This is a genomic window from Reichenbachiella sp., assembly GCF_039969095.1.
Classification (GTDB): domain Bacteria; phylum Bacteroidota; class Bacteroidia; order Cytophagales; family Cyclobacteriaceae; genus Reichenbachiella.
In genome coordinates this window covers 553,416-574,314 of sequence record NZ_JBDVOL010000013.1, presented here as the reverse complement: position 1 = coordinate 574,314, position 20,899 = coordinate 553,416, and the positions used below count along the sequence as shown (strand labels likewise).

The following is a 20,899-nucleotide window of genomic DNA, read 5'->3' as shown; positions in this document are numbered from 1 at the left end:
GTCCCGATTGCATCGAGGCGGTTTTTTTGTGTCGGTGATTTAAACCTTACAGGTTTTGCTGCATTTTAGTCTGTTGTTTCTAGAACCAACAGTGCATGATTAATCTGCAATGGCTCTAAAATCAAACCTGCAAGGTTTCATTGAATAAAACACCAACTTTCAATTCACTTCCCGTAATTTTGCACCCGCCTGCCGGCTGGCAGGGCTCAATAAAATCCAAAGGCATTGAAGACTAAAGGCAGAAAAAAGGAGAAGGTGAATATCGTGACATTGGGTTGCGCTAAAAATCTAGTGGATTCAGAAGTGATACTCACTCAACTGAAGGGGAATGATATCGATGCGGTACATGAGTCTAAGAAAAATGATGCTACCACAGTCATTGTCAATACTTGCGGATTTATAGAAAACGCCAAGCAAGAGTCCATCGACACTATTCTGAAATTTGTTGATGCCAAGCAAGAAGGCCATATCGAAAAATTGTATGTGACCGGTTGTTTGTCGCACCGCTACAAAGATGACTTAGCCAAAGAGATCACAGATGTAGATGAGTACTTTGGCACAACAGACCTCAAGTCTATCCTAGCCAAATTCAATGCCGATTACAAGCATGAGCTGATCGGAGAGAGAGAAATTGCCACTGATTCTCACTACGCATATTTGAAAATAGCTGAAGGCTGTGATCGACCGTGCTCGTTTTGTGCCATTCCCTTGATGCGTGGCAAGCATGTATCTCGACCAATTGAAGAGTTGGTTACTGAGGCTAAGAACCTTGTCAAGAACGGTGTTAAAGAAATTTTATTGATCGCACAGGATTCGACTTATTACGGACTTGATTTATACAAGAAAAGAAACCTAGCTGAGTTGCTCGAAAAACTTTCTGAAGTAGAAGGCTTGGATTGGATCCGTTTGCATTACGCCTTTCCTACTGGATTTCCAGAAGACATTCTGAAGGTGATGGCAGAAAAGAAAAATATCTGTAGCTATTTGGATATTCCTCTACAGCATGGTTCGTCCAAGGTGCTCAAATTGATGCGAAGAGGAACCGATCGTCAAAAGACTACAAAGTTGCTTCATAAGATCAGAGAACAAGTGCCTGGCATTGCCATTCGTACGACTATGATTGTAGGTCACCCAGGAGAGACGGAAGAAGATTTTCAGGAGTTGATGGATTTTGTGGAGGAGAGCAAATTTGACCGCTTGGGCGTATTCGCTTATTCTCATGAGGAAGACACGCATGCTGGTACTATGAATGATGATGTGCCCGAGGAGGTTAAGAATGAAAGAGTAGATGCTCTCATGGAGTTGCAAGAGGGTATTTCCTTAGAAATAAATGAAGGCAAAATCGGGAATACTTACAAAACTCTCATAGATCGAAAAGATGGAGAATATTTCGTAGGGCGCACCGAGTTTGATTCACCAGAAGTAGACAATGAAGTGTTGATCAGTGCCAAAGATCACTACTTACGCGTGGGTGATTTTGCTAATATTAAAATTACAGCTGCCGAACCGTTCGACCTGTATGGCGAACCAGTTATTGAATAATTGAATGGTTTTAAACCAATTCAGCATCTTATTTTCAGACTGTGCGTAAACCCATGCATCTTTTTTATATTTAGAAAAATCTTGACAAAGCATGCAGGTAGAAAAAATTGATCTACGCGATACTAATTCCTTTTCAAACTTCTTTTTAGACTATTTGGATGACAAAGAGGCCTTAAGAAAATTTCACAGCCTTCGGCCCAAAATTGAATGTTTTGAGGAGCAAATCAGTAAAAAGCAGTTTGCTGATGAAAACAGACAAGTACTTTGTCAGGTGTTGGAGGAGCAATACGGAAAAGTAAATAAGTCCTCCGCTGTCGAAACAAATCTTACCAATCTAAAAGAGTCCAATACCTACACCATAACGACTGGCCACCAACTCAACATCTTCACAGGCCCGCTTTATTTCATCTACAAAATTGCCACTGTGGTAAATGCCTGTAAGGCGCTAAAGGAAAAATATCCGACTTGCAATTTTGTGCCAGTCTATTGGATGGCTTCAGAAGATCACGATTTTGACGAAATCTCCTATTTCAATCTGTTTGGAAAAAAGTATGAATGGAAAACCGATCAGACTGGAGCAGTGGGCAGGTTCAAGAATGACGGATTAAAAGATGTACTGGAATCATTGCCAGAAAAAACGCCTTTGTTTGAACAAGCCTATTTGGAAAATGAAAACCTCGCAGACGCTGTTAGATACTACGTTAATGAACTATTCGCAGATGAAGGAGTAGTGGTCATTGATGCGGATCATTCAAAGCTCAAAGGTCTATTTGCGCCAATCATAAAGGATGAATTGTTAAACAGCCAGTCCAATGATTTGGTGGAAGCAACTAATACTGAACTAGAGGCCGCTGGTTACACACCTCAGGTTTATTCTCGTGAAATCAACTTTTTCTACTTACAGGAAAGTAGTCGTGAACGTATCCTAAGAGAAGAAGAGAGTTACCAAGTAAATAACACTTCCTTGAAATTTTCAGAAGCTGAAATACTTGCTGAGTTGGAAAATCATCCGGAGCGATTTAGCCCCAATGTGGTGATGAGGCCATTGTATCAAGAGGTGATTTTGCCAAACCTCGCCTATGTGGGAGGACCGGCAGAGATGATCTACTGGCTTCAACTACCTAAAGTTTTTGAACAGTACGAAACAGCTTTTCCTATCCTTCTGCCAAGAAATTTTGCACTTTATATCAATAAAGGCTTTCAGAAAAAGATGGAAAAATTTGAATTATCATCTACTGATATTTTTAGAGATGTAGAAGACCTGAAAGCAGATTACTTGGCTAAGCACGGTGAAAATGAAATGAATCTGAATGGTGAGGTAGATGATTTGAAAGAAGTGTACGATATGCTCATTGAAAAAGCCGAAACCATTGATGCTTCTCTCAAGGGCTTTATTGCTGCAGAACATGCCAAAGCAGCAAAAGGGCTGGATAATATTGCTAAAAGACTCAAAAAGTCTGAAGAACAAAAGCACGAAATTGCGTTGAACCAAATTGGTGCATTGAAGGAAAAACTCTTTCCTGGAGGCGGCTTACAAGAACGCCACGACAATTTCTTGAACTTCTATTTGAACGATCCCAATTTCGTCAAAGAGATACTGGAGTCATTAGATGCATTTGATTTGAGAATGCACGTGCTCAAATAGATATAAAAAAGGCAACTCGTGTGAGTTGCCTTTCAATAATTTTATCTGTGTCAGAGGATTAAGGTTTGAAATCAATTTTTCTCATCCTTAATGAAACTGGAGTAATTTCAGCATATTCATCTTTTCCAATATATTCCAAAGCTTCTTCTAATGAGAATTTTTTGGCTGGAATAATCTTTGCGTTGTTATCAGTACCTGACGTTCTCATGTTAGTCAGCTTTTTACCCTTCTGGATATTGATCGCTAAATCATTGGCTCTAGAGTGCTCTCCAATGACTTGACCAATATACAAGTCTTCTCCTGGATCCACGAAGAAAATACCTCTGTCCTGAAGTTTGTCTATCGAATAGGCCGTACCAGGCCCTGTTTCCATAGATACCAATGAACCATTGAGTCGGCCAGGGATATCTCCTTTGTATGGTTCATATCCGTTAAACCTGTGAGTCATCACTGCTTCACCTGCCGTAGCAGTCAATACTTGGTTTCTCAATCCAATCAAGCCTCTGGCAGGGATGTTGAATTCCAAATGCTGTACATCACCTTTAGGTTCCATGATGGTTAATTCACCTTTTCGTTTGGTAACTAACTCGATGGCTTTACCTGAAGTTTCTTCTGGTACGTCGATCACTAAGTGCTCTACTGGCTCGCATCGCACACCATCAATTTCTTTAAAAATTACCTGAGGCTGGCCTACTTGTAATTCGTAGCCTTCTCTTCTCATCGTTTCTATCAAAACGGACAAGTGAAGGACACCACGACCGTATACCAAAAATTTATCTTCAGTGTCAGTTTCTTCAACTCGAAGAGCCAGATTCTTTTCTGTTTCTTTCATCAAACGATCTCTCAAGTGTCTTGAGGTTACGAATTTTCCTTCTTTTCCGAAGAAAGGAGAATTGTTGATTGTGAATAGCATGTTCATGGTAGGCTCATCTACACCTACTCTCTCTAGTGGCTCTGGATTTTCAAAGTCAGTGATAGTATCGCCAATTTCAAAATCATCAATTCCTGTTACCGCACAAATGTCTCCGCACTCTACTTTTTCTACGCTTCTTTTACCAAGCCCTTCAAAAACGTGAAGTTCTTTTATTCTAACACGTTTAACGGTGCCATCTTTTTTAGTCAATCCAAGGCTTTCTCCAACAGAAATGGAACCTTGATGAAGTCTGCCAATAGCTATTCGTCCTGTAAAAGAAGAAAAGTCCAAAGAAGTAATTTTCATTCTTAGAACACCTTCTTTTTTCTCTGGAGCTGGAATGGCCTCCAAAATAGTATCTAATAAGGGTTCAAGTGACCCAGTTTCATTTTTCCAATCATGGCTCATCCAGCCATGTTTAGAAGAACCATAGAGCGTTTGGAAGTCCAATTGCTCTTCTGTAGCCTCAAGGTTGAACATCAAGTCGAAAACTTCTTCATGCACTTCATCAGGACGACAATTTTCCTTGTCTACCTTATTTACAACTACGATAGGAGTAAGTCCAAGCGACAATGCTTTTCCTAGTACAAATCTGGTTTGAGGCATAGCGCCTTCAAATGCATCTACCAAAAGGATAACGCCATCGGCCATGCTTAATACACGTTCAACTTCACCGCCAAAATCGGCGTGACCTGGAGTATCGATAATATTGATTTTTGTGCCTTTGTAGTTTACAGACACATTTTTTGAAAGAATCGTGATGCCACGCTCCCTTTCAAGATCATTTGAATCGAGGATCAATTCATTATTGTCCTGAGCTCTTTTTGCGTCATTTGCCTGAGCAGCATAAATGATCTTGTCGACCAAGGTAGTTTTACCGTGGTCAACGTGTGCTATGATAGCAACGTTTCTGATTTCTGTCATCCTTCTAAAAATTAAAGCGCAAAATTACGTCTATTTAATGAGAAGAACAGAGCTTAAGAGATTAATTCATTAATAAATCAGACGCTAGAGCTCTTCCAGCTCGCTATCCACCGAATCTGCCGTGATAGGCACCGTGATTTTATTTTTGGGGAGGCTAATATTTTGTTTGCTTTCTTCTGTTTGGGATTGTTCTATAGTATCAGTTGCCTCAGGTTCAGTTTTGGTGTTTTGTGCGGCTTTTAATAAATCATCAGGGTTTCCGACAGTCACATTCCAGAATGGATCCCTAAGGTCATAATACTTATTATTATACTGCGTCAGCATAATTTTTACTGCATAGTTTAGCCTATTCAATGCGTCAATTTGATAGTCTTTTCGATTCATCGGGTGAAAAATAAAGAACTTGATGACTGGAAAAGCTTTTTTGCGCAGATCTCCAAGAATAGAAGTAATACGAATTTCGCCGGCGTCATTTTCAGCTTGCATTCGGTCAAGAGCATCTTTACAAAAAAGGGCGAGACCATTTAATAATTCAAAATAGGGCCAAATGTCCCCATTTTGCTCCTTTTTCATATCTTCGACATAATCTTCACAAAAAACTTTGAGGATGTTTAATTGAGGAATGCAGAGGGCTGGTTGGGTATATACGTTGGGTTGCCATAGAATTTCACGAAAAGTAAAAATTGAGGGAAGAAGTTCTGTATCGTAATTCTCTTCTTTTTTCAATTTTAGGATATCGTCAGATTTGAGCCGTGATATGGTAATGTCTCCGGTCACTAATTCATAAATCCATTGATCTCCCTCATTGGCAGTTTTTGGCTTTGGTGCCAATTCCATAAATTCCCAAATCTCGTTTAGATCAATTTTCATAACTAATTTTCAGCTTAAAGCCTCTTAAACAAATATATCTTAAAGGAAATTAAATTACCTAATATAAGATTTTAAGGGAGTTGGACTCGATTTTCACTGTTATTGGTTGGCCAGAATCGAAAGGCTCACCATCAATGTGAGCAATTGAATCAGATGATTCAAGTTTTAATGACTTGAATTTGTAGGATTCACAATATTTTGATTGAGGTAATTTCTTGTTGAAAACTTTGAGTATAATACCAAGCATGGACCAGATTGGAAATGGTTTAATGATGACTAGGTTGAGCCAGCCATCATTAGTTTGTGCGGTAGGAGAGATGAAAGCGTTATTTCCAAATTGAGAAGCGTTAGCAAATGTTACTAAGAATGCTTTAGTATTAACTTTTACTTCATCCATCACAATATTATAAGTAGCAGGTTGAAAGGTAAAAAAATTATAGACCGATAACCAGGCGTAAGATAGGAGGCCTCTTTTTCCAAATTGATCAAATGCTTTGGCAATCGTCGCATCAAAACCCATTCCAGCTACGCATAAAAAAAGTTTACTATTCAATAGACCTGTGTCCATGAGCTGTATTTTGCTGGTGTTCAATCTTTTAATTGCTTTGATTGGATGCATAGGAATGGAAAAGTGTCTGGCTAGCCCATTTCCAGATCCTCTGGGTATAATAGCGAGTGCTGTGTCGGATTTATTGAGACCTTGAGCCACTTCATTGATGGTGCCATCACCGCCAACTGCACAAACTATATCAGTGTTATTTCTAACCGCCTCTTGTGCAAATCGAGTGGCATCCCCTTTGGCTTGGGTATATTTAATACTCGAATTGAATCGGTTAGCATCGAGATTACTGGAAATTAAGGATTCCCAATCCAGTGGTTTACCAATACCAGAAATGGGGTTTATTACAAAAAGAATTTGCTGTTTGGGCATACTTGAGATTGGCGTAGAATTAATTGAACCAAAATTGTGATGCAATAATAGGAAGAGGGTATCAAAATGATCATTTTTTGTGCATAATTAATTTGTAATTACAATATATGTAACAACATATAATATATTGCGTTTAGTAGATCATGAGTGTAGAGATAGTAAGTAAACATCATCAAGCTCAAGGAGCATTTGATTTTGGTAGAATAAGAGAAAACAAACCCATTGGTTTTCCTCATGAGAGAGGCGGTATCAGTTCTATGTCTAATTTGTTTTATTGGGCGCATGCTTGGTCGGATACTGGCGGATTGATAGATACTCATCCACACCAAGGATTTGAAATCATGTCTTATGTATTGGGTGGAAAGATTTCCCATTATGATACAAAATATGATCGATGGTTAGATTTGGATACTGGTGATGCGCAAGTCATTAGAGCTGGAAATGGAATTTCACATGCTGAAAAGGTATTGCCTGGTGGAGAATTTTTTCAAATTTGGTTTGACCCTGATTTGACTAAGACCATGAAAAAGGAGGCCTCCTATTCGGATATCAAGTCTTCGGATTTTCCGACGAAAACATTAGCCAATGGCCAAGCTAAAACTATCATAGGTCAGGGGTCACCATTTGAGATTGATGCGGAAGGAATCGAAGTCACGGATATTAGCGAAATTTCAAAAAGATGGGATATGACACTTGACAAGGAAAAAGTGTACAGCATTTATGTAGTAGAAGGGGAGGGAAAAGTGGCAAGAAGTTCGGTGGCTCCCAATGATTTTTTGGTAGTCAAAAGTGAAGATCAAATTGCTATAGATTTCACTGGAAAGGCCAGATTGTTCATCATCCAATCGCCATCAAAAGTATCCTATAAAACTTATGCTGAAGGACAGCTGATTTAAAACAAGAAGAGGCGAAATAAATTCCTTTCGTCTCTTCTTGTTTTATGCTATTTGCAATTTATCCTCTTTTACCACCGAATTGAAGTGCTAGACCAAGTCCGATAATATTTTTGAATTGCCATTTGTCTGTAAAACCTATCACATCTCCCGACCCATCGACTTCTTCAAATTTTATATCATAGTCATAAATAATTTGATTATAAATATTGGCTGACAGGACGTTATTAATTTTCATTGTCAATGTGTTTTCCCAGTTCACATCAATTTTTTCAGGATTTTCTGTGTAGTTGCTAAACAATATAAGCGTTGAGGTTAGAGTGCCATTAGTAAAAATTTCCTTATCAAAAGTAGCCAAAAATTTACCCCCTAATTCAGCTCTATATTTATCTCCTGGATCTACGCCAAATGCACCAATCGCAGCAAGTTGATCGTCATTTACAAAAGTTATCTTGCTAGTAAGTGGACTTATCGTAATACTAAAATATTCTTTAGGTTTCCAGTCAATACCAAGTGAAACCATCAAGTACCCAGGTGCCATGAATTTCGATATGTAATTTTCTTGATTGACATCAGTTTCTCCATAACCTTTTGCAAACTGGGTTCTGAAATCAACAGTTGCGTTATAGAACCAAACCTCCTTAGCATCAATTTTTTTACCATAACTTGAAGTGAACACTAATCGGTCATCAGATTTTCTTTCTTTCGACTCAGCTTCTTTAATTAAGCCGATGCCCATATCAATTGTGTTTTTCCAACGATTATTTCCTTTTTTATAATCAAAAAAGTATTTGAAATATGTACCTCCGGCAATTGAACTAGATCCACCAGCAGCCCAATTTGTGAGTGTGGCTTGGTTAAAATTGATTCCAAAACTGCCACCTTTATTCCAATAGGTAGTATCAGATTGCGCGAATAATATAGCTGGGGACAAAAGAAAAATTGAAAGAATAAATTGCTTCATTGGTTTAAATTTTGATTGATTAATTCAATACGGGCAAAAGTAGAACAAATGAAGGAATCTAATATCAAACTAGTATTATTCGTAAGAATTTACTTTGGCATCTTCCTCTTTTAGCACTCTCCTTAAAATTTTGCCTACATTGGATTTAGGTAACTCGGAAGTAAATTCTATATGCTTCGGACATTTGTATCCCGTCAAAATCTCATGTGCATGAGATTTGATTTCCTCAACTGTTAAAGACGGGTCTTTTTTAACGATAAAAACTTTTACTGCTTCAGTAGATTTATTGTCAGGTACTCCAATGGCACCTACTTCAAGTACTTTTTCATGTCTCGCAATAGCATCCTCTATTTCGTTAGGATATACATTAAAACCAGAGACTAGAATCATTTCTTTTTTTCTATCTACAATTTTGATAAAACCGTCTTTGTCTATTACAGCGATATCTCCGGTCTTGAACCATTCGCCATTCATTACTTGAGTAGTATCTTCTGGACGTTCCCAATAACCTTTCATGACTTGAGGACCTTTAGCACAAAGTTCACCAGGCTCCCCTAGCGCAACTTCATTTCCATCATCATCAAGCATTTTGATATCTGTACTCGATATCGGCAGCCCTATGGTGCCAACTCGGTCTGACCCATCCAGTGGGTTAATTGTTAGAACTGGTGAAGTTTCTGTCAAGCCATATCCTTCGGCTAATGAGGCACCAGTTGTCTTGAGCCATTTTTCTGCAACTACTTTTTGAACAGCCATCCCACCACCAAAAGCTACTTTGAGTTTAGAAAAATCTAATTCAGCAAATTTTGGTTGGTTGAGTAGTCCATTAAACAAGGTATTAACACCTGTGATGACTGAGAATTGGTGTTTGTTCAATTCTTTGACAAAACCTGGCATATCTCTGGGGTTAGTAATTAACACATTTTTTGCTCCCATTTTAAACATAACCAAGCAGTTGCAAGTCAGTGCAAATACATGGTACAAAGGCAAAGCAGTAATGACAGTTTCTTTGCCTTCTTGGAGCATAATGCTCATCCATGCACATACCTGTTCCAAGTTGGATACTAAGTTTCTATGGGTAAGCATGGCTCCTTTAGATACACCTGTTGTTCCTCCAGTATATTGCAAAAAGGCAATGTCATTACCGGTCAACTCCACTTTTTGGAATTGGCTAGACTGACCGGTTTTCAATGCATCATTAAATGAGATTGTATTAGGCAATGAAAATGAAGGCACCATTTTCTTAATTCTTTTCACAACAAAATTGGTAATAGGTCTTTTTAGTCCTCCCAATAAATCACCTATTTCGGTAGTGACGATAGTCTCAATCGAAGTTTCAGATAAGATTTCTTCAAGATTGCACGCAAAATTTTCCAGAATCACAATGGCCTTAGCTCCAGAGTCATTGAATTGGTGTTTCATTTCGGCTGGAGTGTATAGCGGATTAGTATTGACTACTACGAAACCGCACTTCAATGCCGCAAACATGGCAATCGGGTATTGCAAAAGGTTAGGCATCTGGATGGCCAATCGATCTCCTTTTTTGAGATTGGTGTGGTTTTGTAAGAATGAAGCAAACTGATCTACTTTTTCTTCAAATTCACTATACGAAAAGCATTTGCCCATATTTTCCATGGCGGGTCTATCTCCATATTTATCAAACCCTACTTCAAAAAGATGTGGAAGTGAAGTGTATTCATCTGGATTGATCGTTTGAGGAACTCCTTTCGGGTAGTGTTGAAACCAAGTATGCGTAGCCATTTTGTTTTGTTATTGCTTGAAGATTCTTTTCTTCATATATCTGAAGAAATTTAAAAATCCTCTAAAGATGGTGAATGAGAGTGGAATTATCAAAAAGTGAAAGGTACTTTTAGAATACTAAAAGCTAAAAATGAAAAAAGTCTGGAAAACCAGACTCTTTCATTAAACAACATTAACCCAAAAATGATAGCTGTAGGAGAAGGATTCGAACCTTCACGGAGAGGTTAGTCTCAAGTTGAGATTTGTCCCAGTTCCCCACCCCCGAGAGAGGAGGGCATGGCTGCCTGTTTCATCACCCTACAGTATTAAACAAAAGAACGTCTTTTCGTTTGTTTTGATAATTCAAAGGTAGTAAAAGGTGCTCTATATTGAAAATATTACATTAAAAAGAGTGAATAAATAGATTATTTTTACTTTATTAGTGTAATTATTGATAATATCATAATTACGTACTGGATTAGGGTGCTGAAATTGCGAATTATACATCGTTAACGATAAAGGTTGGTTTAATGAGTCAATTTTGCATGATTTGCTAAAAATGAAAAAAGTCTGGAAAACCAGACTCTTTCATTAAACAACATTAACCCAAAAATGATAGCTGTAGGAGAAGGATTCGAACCTCCACGGAGTAGTTAGTCGCAAGGAGCGATTTATCCAAAATCTCCACCCCCGAGATAGGAGGGCATGGCTGCCTGTTTCATCACCCTACAGTATTAAACAAAAGAACGTCTTTTCGTTTGTTATTGATAATGTAAAATTAAGAAAACAGCTGATATATTAAAAATATCACATTAATTAGCTTAATTATTTACATATCATTTAATATTTTATTAATATTGTTGAATAATTACTAAAATCAGTATTGAAACATGCCAAAAAATTATGAAATTGATGATGTGGATTTGAAGATCCTTTCCCATCTCATGCTGGATGCAAAAACACCTTATACTGAAATAGCCAAAAAAGTTTATGTGTCTGGAGGTACAGTTCATGTGAGAATGAAAAAAATGGAAGAGCTGGGTGTAGTAAAAGGCACTACGCTTCAGTTGGATTATTCAAAACTAGGATTTGACGTGACTTGCTTTTTAGGGATTTATCTTCAAAAAAGTTCTTTATACGACACTGTAGTTGATAACCTAAGAGCAATTCCTGAAATTGTTAAAATCCATTATACTACAGGTAACTATAACATTTTTATCAAAATTCATTGTAGAGATACCAATCACTTAAGAGAAGTTTTGCATGACAAGATTCAAAAGGTTGAAGGTATTGACCGTACGGAGACTTTTATATCGCTTGATGAAAGTATGAGTCGCCCCATTCAATTGGGATAATTTTCTCTATAGTTATTGTGGTTTGAGTCAAGGCAGTTATTTTTGGCTCAAACAGCATAATAATGATAAAAGCCCAAATAGGAGAAAAAACATTCGAGATTGACCAAGAGCAGGACGAATACAAATTCAATGGTCAGCCCTTCAAGTTTGATTTTGCAAAATCTGGAAATGGAGACTTACATTTCTTAGTAAACAACAAGTCCTATCAGACCAAAGTCATTTCCATAAACAAGGAAGAGAAAACAGTTGATGTAAAAGTCAATAACACACCTTATACGGTCAGTATTAAGGATAATTTGGACTTGCTATTAGCCAAGCTAGGCATGGAATCTGTTGGTCAGGTTGGAGCAAGTGATGTAAAAGCTCCAATGCCAGGACTTATACTAGAAGTGTTAGTTAGTGAAGGGCAAGAAGTAAAAAAAGGAGACCACCTACTCATCTTGGAGGCAATGAAAATGGAAAATGTGATAAAAAGCCCTGCGGATGGTGTGATAAACGGTCTTCATGCAACAAAAGGAGAAAGCGTAGAAAAAGGGAAAATTTTACTTTCATTATAAATACCAAGTGTCAATTTCCCTCCTATCTTTGTGAAATTTTTGTTTAACATCATAATCACAAATCACCGATGAAGTATAAGAGAATATTGTTGAAGTTAAGTGGAGAGGCCCTAATGGGAGATAATCAATATGGCATAGATGCTTCAAGACTTGAACAATATGTAAATGATATCAAAGAAGTCAAAGATTTAGGTGTAGAAATAGCCATTGTCATCGGTGGAGGCAATATTTTCAGAGGAGTGCAAGCGGAGGACTCGGGAATTGACAGGGTCCAAGGTGATTATATGGGCATGCTGGCCACTGTGATCAACGCCATGGCTTTGCAGTCGGCACTTGAAAAAACAGGACTTTATACTCGACTCATGTCTGGTATCAAAATAGAAGAAGTTTGTGAACCATTTATTAAGCGAAGAGCAGTCCGTCATTTAGAAAAGGGGAGAATCGTGATTTTCGGTGCAGGAATTGGTAATCCTTACTTTACTACAGACTCTACAGCTAGTTTGAGAGCCATCGAAATGGAAGCTGATGTGGTCTTGAAAGGCACAAGAGTAGATGGCGTATATACCGCAGACCCCGAAAAAGACCCTACCGCAACCAAATTTCAAAGTATCAGTTTTCAAGATGTATATGAAAAAGGCTTGAATGTGATGGATATGACAGCGTTTACTCTTTGTCAAGAAAACAACCTGCCAATTATCGTATTTGATATGAACAAAAAGGGAAACCTAAAAGCAATTGTGGCTGGTGAAGATGTGGGAACCCTTATCTCCTAATTGGTATTTTTTGAAATTATTATCTTTGAAAGAATCACTGAAATTATAATATAGTCATGGAAGAAATTGAAATGTATTTGGAAGAAGCCAAGGAATTAATGGACAAGTCTGTTAAACATTGCCTTCAGGAGCTTACAAAAATTCGAGCTGGCAAAGCGATGCCCAACATGCTTGATGGATTAATGGTTGAGTATTATGGTGCCATGACACCAATCAATCAGGTGGCGGTAGTAAGCACTCCAGATGCTCGTACCTTGTCTGTAAAACCATTTGAAAAGAGTATTATCGCGGATATTGAAAAAGCCATTATTAATAGTGATTTAGGCCTAAACCCTCAAAATGATGGCGAACAAATTCGCATAAACATTCCTCCATTGACTGAGGAGCGAAGATTGAACTTGATGAAGCAAGTAAAATCTGAAGCAGAAAATGGAAAAATCAGTATCAGAAATGTGAGAAAAGACACCAATGATTCATTAAAGGCGCTTGTCAAAGAAGGAGCTTCCGAAGATGCGGTCAAAGGAGCGGAGGGAGATGTTCAGAAATTAACGGATCAGCATGTTTCTCAAATTGATGACTTGGTAGTAGCCAAAGAAAAAGATATTATGACGATTTAATTATTGGTAGAATTTTTTTCTGGCAATAAAGTCTTCGACTTCAGTGGGCACTAGATATTTGATCGAGTGCCCATTTTTTATATTAGACCGTATGAAGGTAGCAGATATGTCTAATAATGGGGCTTCTATAAAATGAACTTTATCTGATATTTCAATTTCAGATTTTTTACTATTAGGTCTGGGATAGACGAGCAAATCATGGTGTTCGAGAATTGTTTTATAGTTTTTCCACTTATGAAAAGAGGCCAGGTTGTCTCCTCCTATAATGAGTGAAAACTCTTTGTCTGGATGTTTCTCAGAAAGTATGGCCAAGGTATGAGCAGTATAATTTGGTTTGGGTAGATTGAATTCGATGTCCGAAGTCCTAAACTTAGCATTGCTTGCAATGGCCGCCTCAACCATATCCAATCGATCAAACTCATGTAGGAGATTGTTGTTTCTTTTGAATGGGTTTTGCGGGCTAACGACAAACCAAAGTTCATCAATAAAGGTACTGTCCAGCATGGTTTGGGCAACGATCATATGCCCAATGTGAATAGGATTGAATGAACCAAAAAATAGGCCGACTTTCATAAACCTAAAGTTATGCTAAAAAGTCGCTAATCAACTTTTTAGCATTTTCATACGACTCTTCAAGTTTGTCATTCACAAGCGTGACATCAAATTTGTTCTCAAAGGACATTTCAAATTTCGCCTTGTAGAGTCTTCTGGATAGACTGGCTTCATCTTCTGTGCCTCGGTCTTTGAGGCGCTCGGCTAACACATTTTCGTCCAAGACTTTTACAAATATAGAAAGGGCATCGTCTCCAAAATATTCTTTCAAACTAATACCACCTTTTACATCTACATCGAAAATAACGTGATGACCTTTTTTCCAAATCCTGTCTATCTCGGACTTTAGCGTACCATAGAAATTTCCTTCATATACTTCTTCCCATTCGATAAACTCGCTATTGTCAATTTTTGATTTGAATTCTTCAGGAGTTAAGAAATGATAATCTTTTCCATTGGTTTCTGAACGACCCCGTCGATCTCTTGTTGATGCCGAAATGGAAAATTCAATGTTTGGGAATTCCGATAGGATATGTTTGACTATGGTTGTTTTTCCAGATCCGGAAGGAGCAGAAAAGATAATTGCTTTGCCTTTTTGCATGAATTAAGCAGATTTAGCGATTTTGGTTTTAATGGCATCAGCTAGACCTTCAGGTACTTCCTTGCTTGCCAGTTTTAATTGCATGAGCTTTTTTATTTCCTGATCTAAATTGTAGTGTTCGAGACATTTCAAACACATTTTTAGATGTCTTTTTAAATACACCTCCTGAGACCGAGTGGCTTGTCCATCTAGCACTATTTGAACCAAGTCTAGATACTCAGTGCACCTGGCCATTCCAGTTCGGAATTTAATTTCACGTACCATTTTTTTTAAACTCACAATCGCGCAAATCTAATTATTAATATCCCATGCTGTGCGCATAGGATTGTAATTTTTCTTTCAACAAGTTTCTGGCTCTATGCAATCTTGATCTAACTGTCCCGATTGGAATATCCAATATTTTAGCCATTTCCTCATACGTGAATCCTTCAAGGTCACATAGTATTATTACAGTTCGAAAATCAACGTCTAAGGAAGCCAGGGCTATCGTAATTTCATCTCCTATAAGATTTTTTACTGTATCTATTCTCAAATCTGTAGTCACTGATTTTTGAGTGCCTTCAGAATTATAATAGCCTTCGACTTCCTGATAATCCACCTTCGTAGGTTGTTTGCTTTTTTTACGAAAGTCGTTGATAAAACTGTTTTTCATGATCCTGAACAGCCATGCTTTTGCATTAGTTCCCTGATGAAATGAATTTATAAATCGGTAGGATTTCATAAAGGTATCCTGCACTAGATCTTTTGCATCATCTTCATCATATGTGAGGCGATGCGCAAAATTGTACATGGCACGGATGTGAGGCATAAACTCTTCATTGAAGATTTTATCCTTTGCTTGCGTGGAATAGTTGTTTTTGGTCGGTGACTCTTCCATTAGTTTCGATTGACGTTCAATTTACATGTATGAACACACAATCCTACGTACTTAAATTTATACGGTTTTGCTGAGTTAATAAATTATATCAATGGTTTAACTCATTTTGCCTATAAAAAAGGCCGCATTGTCTCAGTAAGTACGAAGACAAGCGGCCTTTTGGATTTGCTGACAACGTAAAAATTATTTGAATTTAGATTTTTCACTTTAATATGACACATTTGTATCTCGTCACTATTTCGAAACTGGCATACATTGAGAAAGTTTTTGTTAATTATTGTTTGTATTATGAGTACCACGCAGGTTCATGGGTCTGAAGAAATAGACTCCATGTATACGATGCTGGAGTTCCACATGTCCAAACGCATCGACTACGAATCTGAAAAGTTGGCCAGAATCAATAATCTCAAAATTATTCTTGGTTCTGAGGAAATAAGTATTACAGAGAGTCATCATGTGGTCAATCGGCTTATAACAGAATACACTACTCTAAGCTTCGATTCTACGCTCTATTATATTAATTACAATTTGAGTGATCAAAGTATTTTGGACAACCCTGTAGCTTATAATGAGACTATTTTAACCCAAGCTATACTTTTTGTGAAGTCTGGTGCATACAAGGAGAGTTTGGATATTGTAAGTCAGGTAAAACGTCGAGCACTCGACAAAACAGGGAAAGTGAGATATTACAACGTATATCGAAAAATATATGAGGATTTATCGTTTTATACTTCTCTGGCGAAGAATAGGGTTAGATATGAAGCATTGTATCAAGCTTATACAGATTCGGTGCTGAATATCTTGAATTCGGACTCACCAGTTCGTCTGGCTATTCAAGAAAAGCAGTTTCGTGATTCTAGACAGCTAGAGCTATGTAAAAATATCAATGATAAGCGAATACAAGATTTGGAATTAGGTACCTCGCAGTATTCGATGGTCACATTCGAGAGGTCTTTGCTTTACGAATTGAAAGGGGATCTGGAAAACGAAATAAAATATTTGATTTTGTCTGCTATTTCGGATATTCGGGCATCAATTAAAGACCATGCTTCATTAACAAAACTTTCATTGTTGCTTTATGAAAATGGGCAAATTGAAAGGGCTTATCAATACATTCAATTTTCATCCCAAGATGCAGAGTATTTCAATTCCAGACTGCGTTTCGTCGAAATTTCAAATATTCTACCACTCATTACCAATGCCTATCAAAACATCATCAACGAACAAAATAGTGACCTCAAAAGATATTCTGTTATTACAAGTGTTTTGTCAGTCGTATTGACTTTTTTACTCTACAGTACATTTAGGCAAGTAAAAAAGGTTCGAACTACACGTAATGCATTGCGACTGGCCAATGACACTTTGAAGGAATTGAATGAGGAGTTGAGCGAATCCAATCAAAACCTGAAAAACCTCAATGCAAAGCTGGTAGTTTCGGACAAGGTGAAAGAGCAATACATTGCCAACTTCTTGAACATTTGCTCAGAATTCATAGATAAGTTGGAAAACTATCAGCGCATGGTCAAACGATTGGTATCTACCAGAAAGTTTGACAAACTGATGACTCGGGCAAGTTCTCAAGAATTCATAGATGCCGAAGTGGAAGCGTTTTATCAAACGTTCGACACTACGTTTCTTAATATATACCCAGATTTTGTAGATCGTGTAAATGATTTACTCGAAGAGGATCAAAAAATTGAATTGAAAAAAGGTGAAGTGCTTAATACTGAACTTAGAATATTCGCTTTAATCCGACTGGGTATTGAAGATAGTTCTCAAATATCAAAACTGCTACGCTACTCTGTAAACACCATCTATAATTATAGAGCAAAAGTCAAAAACAAAGCCGTCAGTCCTAGGGACAAATTCGAAAAAAGAGTAATGCAAATAGATGCTTTCACAAGCTAAAAAATATATCGTCTTTTTACTTGAATGAGGGCAGATTCTATTCTGTTTTGACAAAAAACCTTAATACGCTCAATTATTCTGTCCACTTTTTTTGAAAATCACTTTTCAGTTATGTATCAGATAATCAGATAGTAACGAATTTTCACTTTCCACTTTTATCCACTTTCTCACCACTTGATCTGGGAATCAGCTTGTCACTCAGCCTTATTTGTGAAGGTCAATGGATCACCCTTGACTCGATTGGCCAGAATTGATAAACAAAACAAAAAGCATGGATAAGAGACGATTACTTAAGAAGATTTTAGGGGCTATGATGATCGTGCTGTTGCAGGCAACTGCATCCTGGGCACAGACCACAATAAAAGGAGAAATCCTTGATCCAAATGGAGATGCCATACCAGGTGTTACCATTCAAATCGTAGGGGGCACATCAGGTACAATTACCCAATTTGACGGGAGTTTTGAGATCAATTACGATTTCAATGAAACGGATCAACTAGCCATCAGCGCGATTGGTTATGTGAGTCAAACACTGACAGTTGGAACGCAGAGCTATTTCAAAGTTAGCTTGGAGGAAGACGTGATCGCATTAGATGAGATCATAGTGGTGGGTTATGGCTCTCAGGAACAAAAAGATGTGACAGGATCAATCGCGGTAGTAGATGATGAGGATATGACGCTCAGGCCCAATACTCAAATAGGATCGCTCATACAAGGAAAGGCAGCTGGTGTACAGGTCATGTCTAGTAGTGGAAAACCGTCACAAGGGTTGAATTTGAGAATCAGAGGTACTAACTCCATCAATGCAGGGAGTGAGCCACTCTATGTGGTGGATGGAGTGCCTACTACAGATACACGATCACTTAATCCAGCAGATGTGGCATCCATCTCTATTTTAAAAGATGCTTCTTCGGCGGCCATTTACGGTGCGCAAGGAGCCAATGGCGTGGTGCTGATTACAACCAAAAGTGGTGATTCGGAGCAAACACAAATTTCATTCAATGCCTATGGTGGTTTTTCTGAAGTATGGAAAAAACAGGATGTACTTCAAAGTAGAGATTATATCGAGCTGATGCAGGAGATGGGTCAAAATACAGATTGGACGCTTTACACAGCCAATACCGATTGGCAGGACGAAATATTCCAACGCGGAATTTCACAGAACTACCAGCTTGCCATTTCCGGCAAGGATGATAAGACCAACTATTACATATCAGGTGGATGGACAGATCAAAAAGGAGCGGTAAGAACTTCTGAAATGAATAGAGCCAATTTCAAAGTAAACCTTGATCATGAAGTGAATGATTGGCTAAAAGTAGGGACTAGAACCGCATATACTAGCTATTCTGATGTAGATGTAACCGACAATCAAAGTGTTAATCAAGGAGGTGTATTGCTCGGGGCATTGTCTACTCCCTCTATAATTGAAATTTACAACCCTGATGGATCTTTCACAAGCAATCCATTTCAAAACTGGGAGAATCCAATAGCAAGTACAGACGGATCTGACCGGCAGTATAAGAACGATAGGCTATTAGCCAATGTCTACGCCGAAATTTCATTTTTAGAGAATTTCACCTTCAAATCAAATATTGGAATTGATCATGGCGATGGGATTTACGATTACTTCTTGGATCCCTATCTGACCAGTTACGGTAAAGCACTTAACGGGCGTGCTGAAAATACTACCAATAAGTCTCGATACTATATTGTCGATAATACACTGAGCTATAAGAAATCCTTAGGAAAGAGCCAACTAGAAGTCTTAGTTGGAGCTGTTCAGCAAAAATTTCTTTGGGAAGATAATGGAGTAGTTACGCAAAACTTCTCGAGTAATGGTATACAGACACCAAACGCTGGTTCTGAATTAATTGAAGCCACGGCTAGTAAATCAGAAAAAGCAAATCAGTCTTATATCAGTAGGCTGACTTATGATTACGATGATAAATATCTTTTAACGGCCAATTTCAGAGCCGATGGGTCTAGTGTTTTTGGACCAAAAAGTCGTTGGGGATTTTTTCCATCAGTATCGGCAGGTTGGAGACTATCGGAGGAAGCGTTTTTAAATACTTCCAGTTTGATCAGTGACCTGAAATTAAGAGCCGGTTGGGGAATTGTGGGTAACGACCAACTTGATGACGCTAACAGATATTCATATTTAGGTTTGGTAGGCAGTGGAGCCAATTACCCGATAGGGGGAAGTCCACAGCCTGGTACGTATCCTGCATCCATTAGCAATTCGACCTTGAAATGGGAAGAGTCAAATCAAATAAACATCGGAGTAGATCTGGCAGTTTGGAACAATCGAATTGGCTTGACCATAGATGCCTATCGCAAAACAACTACAGATTTGCTACTCAACGCGCCGCTGCCCCGTACTTCAGGATTCGACAATGCCATTCAAAATATTGGGTCATTAGAAAACAAAGGCGTTGAATTTGTTTTGAGTTCAGTGAATTACGACGGAGAATTTCGCTGGGATACTGATATCAACTTGTCTCTCAATAGAAATGAAGTGCTGGATATCGTAGGACAAGAAATTTTCGACGGCAATGTAGCCGGAAGAGGTGAAGCAAGTTTGGTTCGAGAAGGAGAATCGCTTGGAACGCTTTATGGCTATGTTTTTGGTGGCGTAGATCCAGCCACAGGTGATGCTTATTACATCGGGCAAGACGAAGGCAGTACTTTCGCTCCATCCGCTGATGACAGACGAATCATTGGTAATGCCAACCCTGACTTTATTTATGGTATGACCAATACCTTTTCTTACAAGGGTATTTCATTTTTGGTATTCTTGCAAGGGTCCTATGGTAATGACATATTGAATGCTTCCAGAATGGATATTGAGGGCATGACCGATCCTAAAAATCAATCGGCCGCAGTGTTAGATAGATGGAAGCAGCCTGGCGATATTACTAACATTCCAAGTTCGAGCTGGGGTAATACCGACAACTCAAGAATATCCACACGATTTATCGAAGATGCGTCCTACTTGCGGATCAAGACGGTGACTATAGGTTATGACTTACCACACACCTTATTATCCAAAATTAATCTCACCGGACTCAAGGTCTATCTGACTGGAGAAAACCTATTCACTTTCACCAAATACAGTGGATTCGACCCTGAAGTGAACGCTTTTGGGTACAGCAATACGGCTCAGGGAATTGACTTTGGCACCTATCCTCAGACCAGAAATGTAATCGCAGGTCTAAGTCTTACTTTTTAATCATACAA

18 protein-coding genes are annotated in these 20,899 nt (G+C 38.2%); 9 read left to right on the top strand and 9 right to left on the bottom strand.

All coding sequences use genetic code 11. The features are described from left to right. Positions 1-225: 225 nt before the first annotated feature. Positions 226-1,542 (top strand): 30S ribosomal protein S12 methylthiotransferase RimO, encoded by a 1,317-nt coding sequence (gene rimO, locus ABJH98_RS14930; protein WP_348308499.1) that lies wholly within the window; start codon positions 226-228, stop codon positions 1,540-1,542. 91 nt (positions 1,543-1,633) lie between these two features. Next, on the top strand, positions 1,634-3,187 hold the full coding sequence (gene bshC / locus ABJH98_RS14925) for a bacillithiol biosynthesis cysteine-adding enzyme BshC (protein ID WP_348308498.1): 1,554 nt from the start codon (positions 1,634-1,636) through the stop codon (positions 3,185-3,187). A gap of 58 nt (positions 3,188-3,245) precedes the next feature. On the opposite strand, the gene typA is transcribed toward bshC, so the two are convergent. The 3 genes from typA to ABJH98_RS14910 all read right to left on the bottom strand — a co-directional run bounded on the left by typA (position 3,246) and on the right by ABJH98_RS14910 (position 6,825). Further along, positions 3,246-5,024 (bottom strand): translational GTPase TypA, encoded by a 1,779-nt coding sequence (gene typA / locus ABJH98_RS14920; protein WP_348308497.1) that lies wholly within the window; start codon positions 5,022-5,024, stop codon positions 3,246-3,248. An 84-nt stretch (positions 5,025-5,108) separates the two neighbouring features. Continuing rightward, a complete protein-coding gene (locus ABJH98_RS14915) occupies positions 5,109-5,894 on the bottom strand; it encodes a hypothetical protein (RefSeq protein WP_348308496.1) in 786 nt (261 codons plus the stop codon). A gap of 58 nt (positions 5,895-5,952) precedes the next feature. Beyond that, a complete protein-coding gene (locus tag ABJH98_RS14910; protein ID WP_348308495.1) occupies positions 5,953-6,825 on the bottom strand; it encodes a YegS/Rv2252/BmrU family lipid kinase in 873 nt (290 codons plus the stop codon). A 143-nt stretch (positions 6,826-6,968) separates the two neighbouring features. On the opposite strand from ABJH98_RS14910, the gene ABJH98_RS14905 reads away from it, so the two are divergent. Continuing rightward, on the top strand, positions 6,969-7,721 hold the full coding sequence (locus ABJH98_RS14905; RefSeq protein WP_348308494.1) for a pirin family protein: 753 nt from the start codon (positions 6,969-6,971) through the stop codon (positions 7,719-7,721). A gap of 58 nt (positions 7,722-7,779) precedes the next feature. Here the strand turns inward: ABJH98_RS14905 and ABJH98_RS14900 are convergent, their stop codons facing one another. Further along, the gene (locus ABJH98_RS14900) at positions 7,780-8,682 is read right to left on the bottom strand and encodes a DUF3078 domain-containing protein (RefSeq protein ID WP_348308493.1); all 903 of its coding nucleotides are present in this window, start codon (positions 8,680-8,682) and stop codon (positions 7,780-7,782) included. 75 nt (positions 8,683-8,757) lie between these two features. Then, positions 8,758-10,443 carry an AMP-binding protein gene (locus tag ABJH98_RS14895; RefSeq protein WP_348308492.1) on the bottom strand — a complete coding sequence of 562 codons (1,686 nt, stop codon included), beginning with the start codon at positions 10,441-10,443 and terminating at the stop codon, positions 8,758-8,760. Between the two features lie 869 nt (positions 10,444-11,312). Here ABJH98_RS14895 and ABJH98_RS14890 point away from each other — a divergent pair. From ABJH98_RS14890 to frr, 4 genes are all read left to right on the top strand, one after another. Then, complete coding sequence (locus tag ABJH98_RS14890; RefSeq protein WP_348308491.1) at positions 11,313-11,777, top strand: Lrp/AsnC ligand binding domain-containing protein; 465 nt, start codon at positions 11,313-11,315, stop codon at positions 11,775-11,777. A gap of 62 nt (positions 11,778-11,839) precedes the next feature. Next, positions 11,840-12,334 carry an acetyl-CoA carboxylase biotin carboxyl carrier protein subunit gene (locus ABJH98_RS14885; RefSeq protein ID WP_348308490.1) on the top strand — a complete coding sequence of 165 codons (495 nt, stop codon included), beginning with the start codon at positions 11,840-11,842 and terminating at the stop codon, positions 12,332-12,334. A gap of 68 nt (positions 12,335-12,402) precedes the next feature. Next, on the top strand, positions 12,403-13,107 hold the full coding sequence (gene pyrH / locus ABJH98_RS14880; protein ID WP_348308489.1) for a UMP kinase: 705 nt from the start codon (positions 12,403-12,405) through the stop codon (positions 13,105-13,107). 56 nt (positions 13,108-13,163) lie between these two features. Beyond that, a complete protein-coding gene (gene frr / locus ABJH98_RS14875) occupies positions 13,164-13,724 on the top strand; it encodes a ribosome recycling factor (protein ID WP_348308488.1) in 561 nt (186 codons plus the stop codon). Here the strand turns inward: frr and nadD are convergent, their stop codons facing one another. The 4 genes from nadD to ABJH98_RS14855 all read right to left on the bottom strand — a co-directional run bounded on the left by nadD (position 13,725) and on the right by ABJH98_RS14855 (position 15,754). After that, complete coding sequence (gene nadD, locus ABJH98_RS14870) at positions 13,725-14,297, bottom strand: nicotinate (nicotinamide) nucleotide adenylyltransferase (protein WP_348308487.1); 573 nt, start codon at positions 14,295-14,297, stop codon at positions 13,725-13,727. A 10-nt stretch (positions 14,298-14,307) separates the two neighbouring features. Further along, positions 14,308-14,877 (bottom strand): guanylate kinase, encoded by a 570-nt coding sequence (gene gmk, locus ABJH98_RS14865; protein WP_348308486.1) that lies wholly within the window; start codon positions 14,875-14,877, stop codon positions 14,308-14,310. 3 nt (positions 14,878-14,880) lie between these two features. Next, a complete protein-coding gene (locus ABJH98_RS14860) occupies positions 14,881-15,111 on the bottom strand; it encodes a hypothetical protein (RefSeq protein ID WP_348308485.1) in 231 nt (76 codons plus the stop codon). A gap of 64 nt (positions 15,112-15,175) precedes the next feature. After that, the gene (locus ABJH98_RS14855) at positions 15,176-15,754 is read right to left on the bottom strand and encodes a sigma-70 family RNA polymerase sigma factor (protein ID WP_348308484.1); all 579 of its coding nucleotides are present in this window, start codon (positions 15,752-15,754) and stop codon (positions 15,176-15,178) included. A 288-nt stretch (positions 15,755-16,042) separates the two neighbouring features. Here ABJH98_RS14855 and ABJH98_RS14850 point away from each other — a divergent pair, with 288 nt between their 5' ends. Then, a complete protein-coding gene (locus tag ABJH98_RS14850; protein WP_348308483.1) occupies positions 16,043-17,662 on the top strand; it encodes a DUF6377 domain-containing protein in 1,620 nt (539 codons plus the stop codon). 271 nt (positions 17,663-17,933) lie between these two features. Continuing rightward, positions 17,934-20,891, top strand: a complete 2,958-nt coding sequence (locus tag ABJH98_RS14845; protein WP_348308482.1) for a TonB-dependent receptor — start codon at positions 17,934-17,936, stop codon at positions 20,889-20,891. The last annotated feature ends 8 nt before the right edge of the window (positions 20,892-20,899 follow it).

Excerpts from the sequence above, each read along its gene's own strand:
- bshC (WP_348308498.1), top strand. The coding sequence starts at position 1,634 with ATGCAGGTAGAAAAAATTGATCTACGCGATACTAATTCCTTTTCAAAC.
- typA (WP_348308497.1), bottom strand. The coding sequence starts at position 5,024 with ATGACAGAAATCAGAAACGTTGCTATCATAGCACACGTTGACCACGGT.
- ABJH98_RS14915 (WP_348308496.1), bottom strand. The coding sequence starts at position 5,894 with ATGAAAATTGATCTAAACGAGATTTGGGAATTTATGGAATTGGCACCA.
- ABJH98_RS14910 (WP_348308495.1), bottom strand. The coding sequence starts at position 6,825 with ATGCCCAAACAGCAAATTCTTTTTGTAATAAACCCCATTTCTGGTATT.
- ABJH98_RS14905 (WP_348308494.1), top strand. The coding sequence starts at position 6,969 with ATGAGTGTAGAGATAGTAAGTAAACATCATCAAGCTCAAGGAGCATTT.
- ABJH98_RS14900 (WP_348308493.1), bottom strand. The coding sequence starts at position 8,682 with ATGAAGCAATTTATTCTTTCAATTTTTCTTTTGTCCCCAGCTATATTA.
- ABJH98_RS14895 (WP_348308492.1), bottom strand. The coding sequence starts at position 10,443 with ATGGCTACGCATACTTGGTTTCAACACTACCCGAAAGGAGTTCCTCAA.
- ABJH98_RS14890 (WP_348308491.1), top strand. The coding sequence starts at position 11,313 with ATGCCAAAAAATTATGAAATTGATGATGTGGATTTGAAGATCCTTTCC.
- ABJH98_RS14885 (WP_348308490.1), top strand. The coding sequence starts at position 11,840 with ATGATAAAAGCCCAAATAGGAGAAAAAACATTCGAGATTGACCAAGAG.
- pyrH (WP_348308489.1), top strand. The coding sequence starts at position 12,403 with ATGAAGTATAAGAGAATATTGTTGAAGTTAAGTGGAGAGGCCCTAATG.
- frr (WP_348308488.1), top strand. The coding sequence starts at position 13,164 with ATGGAAGAAATTGAAATGTATTTGGAAGAAGCCAAGGAATTAATGGAC.
- nadD (WP_348308487.1), bottom strand. The coding sequence starts at position 14,297 with ATGAAAGTCGGCCTATTTTTTGGTTCATTCAATCCTATTCACATTGGG.
- gmk (WP_348308486.1), bottom strand. The coding sequence starts at position 14,877 with ATGCAAAAAGGCAAAGCAATTATCTTTTCTGCTCCTTCCGGATCTGGA.
- ABJH98_RS14860 (WP_348308485.1), bottom strand. The coding sequence starts at position 15,111 with ATGGCCAGGTGCACTGAGTATCTAGACTTGGTTCAAATAGTGCTAGAT.
- ABJH98_RS14855 (WP_348308484.1), bottom strand. The coding sequence starts at position 15,754 with ATGGAAGAGTCACCGACCAAAAACAACTATTCCACGCAAGCAAAGGAT.
- ABJH98_RS14850 (WP_348308483.1), top strand. The coding sequence starts at position 16,043 with ATGAGTACCACGCAGGTTCATGGGTCTGAAGAAATAGACTCCATGTAT.
- ABJH98_RS14845 (WP_348308482.1), top strand. The coding sequence starts at position 17,934 with ATGGATAAGAGACGATTACTTAAGAAGATTTTAGGGGCTATGATGATC.